An 8373-nucleotide genomic window follows, 5' to 3' on the forward strand; every position below is an offset into this window, starting at 1 on the left:
GCGTTCGCGGCCCGCTGTTACTCGGCCGGCAGGTATGCCGAATCTGATTCTGCGTACGGCGAATCATCCTCGCGTCTCGGACGTTGTCGACAGAACAGTGCGGCCGCGCTACTAGTTCGGCGACGAGCAACCGATCAAGGAGCGCGCCGGTGCTTTCACCACGTCGCCGATGATTGGCTAGCAGGCATTGCAGTCGTTGTGAAACAAATACACTGATGCGCCTATAACCTTCGGCTTTCAGGTGTTCGCGGTGCCTTGCGAGCGCCGCAACGTCAAACTTCGTCATATACGCCCCCGGTATGACCATCTATTGTGCGGCCGGAAAAACGCGATCCGGACGGACCGATCTGCATGTTCGCTAACGATGGTTTCCCTCCGGAAAGCGATATCCGAAGCAACTGAGTGAGCCCGCACCCGGCAAAACCGCAGATTTCGCATTTTTGCACGGGATGGCTCCCCGACAACGCTGCTCTCATGGAAGGCAACCGTCGAGCGAGCGCGACCGGCGCCTCACGACCCGCATCGGCGCCTCACCCGGCGTAACCATATCGGCCGCTTCCAAGGTGAAGCGGTCATTCGTGTTCATTCGGTCGGCACGTGCTCGATACCCGACGACAAAGAACACGGTGAGGGCGTCACTAAACCTCACTGCACACGTAACGAGCTTACGGCCGTACGCGTCCACGAGAAAGCCGAGGCCGATGTAGCCGACAATGGCGCAGACGTTGTACGCCATGCCTGCAAAGCGCGCCCAGCGCGCGGCGGGCCGCCGCCTCCGCAAGATTTCACGAAGCGCCAAAGATTATGGCTGAATGGAATGAGTGATGCGAGGACCACGAAAGTCGTCCGACCGATCGAGCCGGTTGAGATTTGATACAACGGCGCTGTCGCCTGCCAAACAGGGTTCGCCTTTTGTGCGAGAAAACCAGATCAATCGATCAGGCTTTTCATGGAAAGCATCCTTAATCGTTGATGAAAGTCGGACTATCCTTGACAGAACGTCGTTTTCAACCTAGCTTCAACTGGCGGGGCAATCCGATTTGTGCAGGTTCTTTTAAGTTCCCGCTCATTCTTAAATGATAGCCCGGGGGTAATCATGATAATTACCGTGTTGGTAGCCATACCGCTGGCGGTCGGCGGAACAGTCACGAATACGCTTGACGTCGTAGCACAACAACGGTATGTAAATGCCAGAGAAAAACCGGTGGCCAATCCTGAGACGCTGCTGGCGCAACCTACGACCCCGCCGCCGCCGCCCTCGTCGTCAGGCAATGGAGGCGGTGGATAGTTTCGCGTTTATATTGATATGAGGAGCGCTGCCGGGGTGGATTAACTCGTGATGGCGGCACTCTGCCGGCTTGAGCGCCTCCTTGCCACCTTCACGGGATGATTTTTCATTTTGATACACGACCGTTTACTCTTCTAAAAATGGCGTCGACAAATATATGCTCGGACGAGCCGACGAGCCTTATAAAGATCATGGGTTAGTTTGTCCATTCGTGAGAGCGATGGTCCTTTCTCACGATCGGACGGCTATAGATTCCGCATTAGCGTTTCCGTAGGAAAAAACCTTGAAAAAATTCGACACTTACCTTTCCTTCGGGTTCGGGGTGGTGTTTTGCATAAGTATTTTGGCTGTTGCAGTCGTAGTACCGCATCTGTCTTCGGCGGCACTCTTTGTTTGCCAAATACTGTTGGCATTAGCAGCCGCATCCGTTACCACCATCCTCTTACAGCACATAAACATCCGCACGCGCATCATCCGGAGCGGTGCACCCATTTTTGTGTTTTGCTTTGTTGGATTCGCTAATCCGCCCAGGCTGATTGCTGAAGCTAATTATGTACAGTCGAATCAGCTACTAAGCGATGCAAGGCAACTATTCTTTAACGGCGATCTTGCGAGGGCAGTTGAGCAATCTCGAAAGGCTTCTGAACTTACGGAAAAGACCTACATCGAACTACCATATTACCTCGCAATTCAGGATATAGACAATTCCCGTTATTTAAGTGCGAAAGAGCACTTGGAGACCGCACTTTCGTTATACAAGGACGTCCATGAAGAAACTCCGATAAGTGAATCGGACATCCACTGGAATTTGGCGATCGTTGAAGAAAGCTTGGGTAACATCCAAGGGGCGCTGGATGAGGACCTCGAGCGAAAGAAAGACAGCAAAACCCCTGGCGGTCTGTGTGCAGCCAACCTAGATATTGGGCGACTGTCGCTACTTCTTCGGCAGGCCACGCGTGTCCATCAAGGCGATGACTTACTGAACTACGCGTTAGCAATGCTTTCGACGCCTAACTGCGAATGGCCGACCCACAAGGCGCGAATTTGGGGAACCTACTCGCTGGCGTGCGCCTATGCTCTCAAAGCGAAAGCCGAGACAAATCCAAGTACGGCGCTGCGATATTCTACTCAATCAAAAGAAAAAACAAAGGAGTTCGTCCGCCTAGTAAAGTCACTTCGCGGGCATCAAAGCTTTGACACGAGAACAATCGTCGGCATGCTCCTTTGGAAGCGGCAGGTGCATCTTTATGGCACCCCAGCGCCTTGCAGCGAGCCCCTAGACATTGCCGAAATTGAGCCTACCTACGTCGAATAGCCTGGATCCTCTCGTCCGGAATTTTTGCGATCATCAATCCATGTTCCTATGAAAATTTTCAATGAAAGAATGTTGGCTTTCGCTTTTGGGGTGTCGTTTTCCGCTGCCATCTTATTTCTAGTGGCGCGTACACCCGATCTCAGTCCCAGTGCCTTCAGGACTTGTAGAATCATTCTAGCGATCGCGGCTGCTGGCGTAGCGTCACTCATCCCCGATTTCCTGGAAATCAATCTGAAAGTGCTTCGCATTGGTTCCGCGCTCGTTGCCGCAACCGCGACCTATGCCTTAAATCCTCCCGCTGTAGTCAGGACAGAAAGGCAGACAGTCGCGGATCTCGCTGTGCGAAACGCTAACGGATTAATGGTCAAGGGCGACTATGTAGGCGCATCTCGAACCTTGGCGGAGGCGGTCGCTAAGGTCCCGAAATGCAGGACGATTCTGTACAACCAAGCGACATTGAGCGAACAACTCGGGGACTACCATGCCGCGCGCGATTTCCTTGTGAAAATTACGCGCCTTAAAAAAAATGAAAGTTGCGCCGAAGCATTTACCCAGGCGGATCTACTAAATCACCTGGCGCTAGCGCAAGAAGGAAGCGGAGACTTCAAAACTGCATATACGACACGGCTTGATCAAAAGCGACAGGCCGAAAGCGATACATCCGCAGCCTATCTGTCAATTTATCATTCAGGCCGCCTGGCACTTGCGATTTGGTTGCAACAGAAAGCTACGCAAGACGCAGTTTACCTCAATCGCGCGGAGTATTATCTTACTCTTCTTTTGGAAAAATATGCTGCCCCCCCCTACCTTCAACGGCTAGCAAGATATCATCTTGCTTGCGCACTTTACGAACTTGCCAAATTAGCCAATTCGCCCCAAGACAAAGAGAGATATTTTCAGCGCGCCTTGGCGATACGCGATGAATTGGCAATGTCCTTGCGCGTGCTCGGAACGACGCAACGCTATTTCATATGGACGTTTTTTTATGAAGCTTATAATTCAGAGCGAATACCTTGGGCGGGGGCGCCCCTTAAATGCGATTCAGGACTGCCGCCTGATCAGTTCTTCTTAAAACCATCCAGCTAGCTCCGGAAAAAATGATACGGACGCCGAAACAGGACTCCCGCCGTCGAGAGGGTTTCGCTGAGGAGCTGACTTCGTCGCGCTGGGTATTCTCTTGACATCCTAAGGATTCCCGCCTATTTTGCAAAGAGACGCGTACGACGCATGTTTCAAGTGAATACAGAAAACCGGAGCACATTTTGATAATTACAATACTCATGACGGTGCCTCTTTCCGTCTATGGCTCGCCCACGCCACCGTCCAGCGTCGAGCCATTACCACTGCGTTCTCACAGCAACGTCAGGCCGGATCGTTCGTCTACCCTGATTTTGGCCCAACCCACCACGCCAAAAAGCCCCCCGCCGCCTCCGGACGGGCCTTGAATAAAGCGGGTAGCTCTGGGCATTACAAATCTTAATTCAATCTATGGCACGCCTCGATACCTATCTAGCATTTGCATTTGGAACCTGCTTCTGCGCGGTGCTGCTATTCCTAGCCGTGGTGATTCCTGAACCGAGCAAGAACACCGCGTTCATTTTTCGCGTAGTGCTTTCTGTCGCCGCCGGAGGTGTTGGGGCCGTAATTCCGGGAATGCTGAAAATCAGACTGCCTTACGTTAGAGCGGGGGGCGCCTTTGCCCTTGCCGTGATGGTTTATAGCTTTAATCCGCCCGCGCTATTGTAAGGAGATGTGCACGAAAATTGCCCACTGGTTAGATTCGGCATAAGTTCTGCATGGATGCATTAGATTTCTCGTTCCGGTCAGTGCCGCATGGGCTCCGCACTGCCTTAAGTCGCCGATAGTTTGCGTTTCCTGAAAAGGCGGGTTGTGTCGGATAGATCGCAACCGAATTCCATTAGCGCGCATGGTCCGGTGCGTGATGTCTAGCAATTTATCTACTGGGCTGATGTCATTAATAGAGCAAAGTTGGATTCGCGTATAAATGTTCACTAAGAGCACGTTGCTAGTCTAGGAGGGTGCCGCAAAATTGTCTGAAGAACGCGTCTATCAAATCGTAAAACGGGAAAGGATTGGAGCAAGCGCGCGACGGACGCAAAAGGGCACTCCCAATAGCTATTTGAATTCCGGAGGGCGAGCATGGAATTACTGGCTTATCGACATGGTTTTCCATTTGACATGAAACTCGTTCGATCGAGCGTGGACAGGGTTTGGATGGACGCAACAAGTCAAAGGTATGCTTACCGATGTCTCCCTATGGTGCTCGCAAATCAGTTGGGCTGGAATATATTAAATGATAATGCGTTTCGGGCGTTGTGGCGGGGTGGGGATTTAGCTGAGGATGTTATATTCGAACCGGAGTTGCCTTCGCCTTCGTCCGTGATCAGCCATTTTGGTCATGGAATTATCACGTTCATGCTACCCTTCCTTTTTAGAGTTCCCGCTGGCTTCCAACTTTTGCTGAGAGGGCCTGCAAATCTTCCGAAGGATGCCATACAGTCTTTGGAAGGGTTGGTTGAAGCAGACTGGGCCGTTGCAACAGCAACGATGAATTGGAAGTTCACACGATCGGACATTTGGGTGACGTTCGAACGTGCGGAACCAATATGTACGATTGTTCCTCTGCAAGTCGCGGTCCTAGAAGCGATGACGCCCCGAGAGTCGCATATATTGGACGATCCAATCTTAAAGACGCGTTACGAAGCGTGGGCTGCGAGCCGTGAAGCCTTCCACAACGATTTAAAATCTTTGCGACCCGAGGTTATCAAAGCCGGATGGCAGCGCCACTACTTCCAGGGCACGTCTCCGGGCGCAGACGGCGTGCCTTGCATCAATGCGTCCGAACACCGTACACGCATTGCCTTAAAGGAATTCGAGAAGATTAGAGATCAAGGCACAGCCAGTCCAGTGCAGGCGGTGGACTAGCTCGTGGACTCGCCCATCGCGTTACACACATTTGTCGTCGTCGCGTAACAAGCGCAATGTTTTTGCGGCGATATGAACTTCTCTGAGTCCGAGCCAGATGGTTTTCGCGCCGGGTTCGCCGTCGCTCTTGCGCCCGAGGAATCCGCCCAGGCTTGCGATCAGTCCCAACACTTCGTTGAGCTTCGGCTGTGCCGGGCGGCGCACTTTCGTCAGCAGGTAGGCACTGCGAATTTCGTCGGAATCGAAGACCAGATGCGCGTCCAGATCGGGGCTGGTGCGTCCCAGCCGCATCAGATAGGCCACGGCGCCAAGCCACTATCAGGAACAGCGCCAGTGCGCGCTCAAGCTGTTGGATCGAGCCTAACTGCAGCGCCTCGACGCGGCAAGCATTCTTCAAGATGTTGAACAACATCTCGATTTCCCGGCGCGCTCGATACCAGTCGATCAATTCGATCGCCTCTTCCAAGGTCGTTGCCACGCGGTTGGTCAGCAAGCGCCATTCGATCGGCTTGACGCCCGCAGGGAGCGTCGAACTCGCGTGCCACCAGACAGGTCGCAGCGACGCTTTTGCCTTCGACCCGCGCGGCGACGCTAATTTTGATGACGACTGTGCTCGACAACCAAAACAGCATCCGACGTTTGCTATGGGTAGCGATAGTATTGCTCGCGCTTATCGCATTCAAGCTTCTCTAGTCTCGCAAGCCGTCAGCCCACATGGACCCTCGGCGCCGGATGCGATTTAACTCCAGGCGTCGGTCGTGGATCCAAGCCGGTCAGGTCACGTACCAGCGCGGCAATTTCGCGCTCGTCGCCGTTGCCCCTGGTTCGAGATTTCGCGGCCATGGGTTCACGCTGCCGGCTGCGGCAATCGGGGGTACTGACAAAACCGACAGAAGGGGCTCTTGTCAGTAACCGGGGCAGTAGTTTTTTGATTTTTTGCCTGCGGGCCTTTTCGCTCGCTCCCTAGCGCCCTCGCTAACATGATCTCGCTCCCATTTTTCTGACGGGAACAGCGGGAACATCGGGAACCACCTCGCCTGGTAAAGCTTTGTGCCGTTCCCAGTGCCCCGCATCAGGTGTGAACAGTGGGAACAGAAGCCATCGTGTTCCCGATTGTTCCCGGTCCATAGAGTCAGCGGGAACAGCGTAAATGCACGTCAAATAAAGGTTGTTCCCGGTGTTCCCGATGTTCCCGGTCAAAAAAGCGCATTCCTGCTTCGCTATTCGCTATTCGCCAGACGGCAGGGCATCCGGGCTGACGTGATAGAGCTTCGCGAGCGTGCCGTCCGGCTTGCGGGTCGTTTTCGTCAGACGTCCGGTTTCCTTCGCCAGCGCGCCCGCTTGATCCAGTGCCGCCTTAACGCGTGAGAAGTCAAAACCCTTCGTCGCATCCTCGAGCCCGCCCGATGTGAACAGGTAGAGCCGACTCTCACCGTCGTGTTTCCAGTACCCGGCCCGGTCGCGGATCATCTCGCCGCTACCGTCGATGTTCGAAAAGCGGCTGTCGCCGTGCCGCTCTATATAGTCCGCGACGGCCCGGAGAATCGCTGCGTGCTCGGAACCCTGCGCACTGTCCTGACGCCTGCCGCGCCACAGATTGAACGCACGGACTGCGGCCTCAGTCGGCTCGCCCGCCGTCCACGGCACGACGCCCCAGCGGATCGCAAGCTCGCCAGCGAGCGCGCACACGGCGAACGTCTGCGCTGCGCGCCGGTGCTGTCCGTCCAGCGCGCCGAATTTTTCGAGAACCGGCCTCAGCAGCGCGGATAGCTCCAGACCGGTCGCAAGTTCGCGAGCGAGCGATTCGACGAACAGCGGCCCCGCGTGGCCATAGTGGCTGCCTGCGAGTTCGCGAATCTCGTCGGACAGAGCGCCGCCCGATGTGCGACCGTGCAGCGTGTCGAACAACCCCCAGGTCGCCTCGCACGGCACGTCGAGAAAACGCATCTCCTGACCTGCCTTTGCGGTGATGCCGCCGGCAGACATGCGCGCTGTAAGCGTCGTTTCGCCGGTACTCAGCACAAATACCCGCCAGCGCGCCGCCTGCCTCGCTTCGCCGTACCTATTCGCACGGCTTTTGCCGGTGCCGTTGACGAGCGCGTAGGCGATTTCGTACAGCTGGCGCGAGTCGATCTCGCCGATTTCGTCGAGCGGCAAAAGCGTATCAGAGTGGATCAGGCCCGCGCCCTCCAGTCCGTTCGCCGTCGCGCGCCATGTGCGCGGGAACTGCTCACCGCCCCATACGCTCGCGCCGCCGCGCAGCACAGTCGTCTTGCCGATGGACGAATCGCCGAACAGATGTAGCGCCGCACCGCTCATCCCAAGTGGCTTGAGCAGCGGCCCTGCAAACGCCGTCATGATGCCGAGCATCAACAGCGGATTGCCGCTCGCGAGCGCGGCCAGTTCGCGCCAGCCGTCCATCGTTCCTGCGCACGCATACGGCGCAACGCGGCCCATCGTCTGGAACCAGATATCGTCCGCGCCGATCACCCGCGCGGGCAGCACGAACGCGCCGTCATGCCAGCCGGTTGCAGTCGCCGCGCGCATGGTGCGCTCAGGTGTCTGGCTGGCGATGTACTGCAACACGCCGTTGCGATTGTGCAGATAATCGAATGTCAGGCCCGCACCCAGCAGTACGGCGCGCGCCTCGCTGCCATCGCTCGCGAGCATCGCCATCGGCATCGCCCATTTTTTCCAATGGCCCGACGGCGATCGGATTTCGAGCAGGCGGCCATATTCGGCATCCTTGGAGCGCGACAATTACAGTGTCCGGTCGTTGACAACTATCCTGGCCGGTGGTGAGGAGTCGAAGGCGGCGTAGCCG

4 protein-coding genes and 1 pseudogene are annotated in these 8373 nt (G+C 55.6%); 3 read left to right on the top strand and 2 right to left on the bottom strand.

The window, feature by feature from the left end:
* Window positions 1-1571: 1571 nt before the first annotated feature.
* From AWB68_RS21385 to AWB68_RS21395, 3 genes are all read left to right on the top strand, one after another.
* A complete protein-coding gene (locus AWB68_RS21385; RefSeq protein WP_087646343.1) occupies window positions 1572-2603 on the top strand; it encodes a hypothetical protein in 1032 nt (343 codons plus the stop codon).
* A gap of 48 nt (window positions 2604-2651) precedes the next feature.
* Window positions 2652-3689 carry a tetratricopeptide repeat protein gene (locus tag AWB68_RS21390; RefSeq protein WP_087646344.1) on the top strand — a complete coding sequence of 346 codons (1038 nt, stop codon included), beginning with the start codon at window positions 2652-2654 and terminating at the stop codon, window positions 3687-3689.
* A gap of 1074 nt (window positions 3690-4763) precedes the next feature.
* Window positions 4764-5549, top strand: a complete 786-nt coding sequence (locus AWB68_RS21395; protein ID WP_125482990.1) for a DUF6065 family protein — start codon at window positions 4764-4766, stop codon at window positions 5547-5549.
* A 21-nt stretch (window positions 5550-5570) separates the two neighbouring features.
* On the opposite strand, the pseudogene AWB68_RS49575 reads toward AWB68_RS21395, so the two are convergent.
* Window positions 5571-6115, bottom strand: a pseudogene (locus AWB68_RS49575) (IS4 family transposase); the annotation flags it as partial.
* 661 nt (window positions 6116-6776) lie between these two features.
* Complete coding sequence (locus AWB68_RS21405) at window positions 6777-8309, bottom strand: DUF927 domain-containing protein (protein WP_087646346.1); 1533 nt, start codon at window positions 8307-8309, stop codon at window positions 6777-6779.
* Between the last annotated feature and the right edge of the window lie 64 nt (window positions 8310-8373).

The organism is Caballeronia choica (assembly GCF_001544535.1).
GTDB classification, from domain to species: Bacteria; Pseudomonadota; Gammaproteobacteria; order Burkholderiales; family Burkholderiaceae; genus Caballeronia; species Caballeronia choica.

What these genes read in the sequence shown, in the direction of transcription:
- AWB68_RS21395 (WP_125482990.1), top strand. Translation starts at nt 4,764, where the DNA reads ATGGAATTACTGGCTTATCGACATGGTTTTCCATTTGACATGAAACTC.
- AWB68_RS21390 (WP_087646344.1), top strand. Translation starts at nt 2,652, where the DNA reads ATGAAAATTTTCAATGAAAGAATGTTGGCTTTCGCTTTTGGGGTGTCG.